Genomic DNA, 420 nt, shown 5'->3' on the forward strand with positions numbered 1-420 from the left:
TAGATCAGAAGAAGCTGGGGTTGTAGCCATTGCTGGAGGTAGCAAGAATGTAGTAGGCGACGATGTGGCCGATGGAACCCCAGGCCAGAACGTCGACGATGTTGAACCCCACGGGGTCGTTGGATTTCAGCAGGCTCACGTATTCCTTCGCCCTCACGTCGCCGGCTTCGAAGTGCGAGATCCCGTTCTGCTCCGGCACCTGCTTCGCCACGTTCTCTCTCTGGAAGTTGAAGAACACGAACCGCCCCAGGAACAGAGACAGCCCCGTGCTCAGGCTGATCACCACCGACGGGTTCAGCTCCGCCTTCACTACGAGCCTGCCGCCCCGCGACTTCCTCGTGCTCAGGGGCCGGCAGAATGCGCCCTTCAAGGACTCGCCGGAGGCCTTGTTCACTGCTCGGAGACCTTGGAAGCTTGGGG

At 60.7% G+C, this 420-nt stretch carries 1 protein-coding gene; it reads right to left on the bottom strand.

What is annotated here, in order from left to right:
- Window positions 1-4: 4 nt before the first annotated feature.
- On the bottom strand, window positions 5-420 hold a 416-nt coding region (gene psaG / locus D2V08_RS18250), incomplete at its 5' end, for a photosystem I reaction center subunit V (protein ID WP_119606356.1).

This window comes from Flagellimonas lutimaris (genome assembly GCF_003581615.1).
In the GTDB taxonomy this organism is placed as follows: Bacteria; Bacteroidota; Bacteroidia; order Flavobacteriales; family Flavobacteriaceae; genus Flagellimonas; species Flagellimonas lutimaris.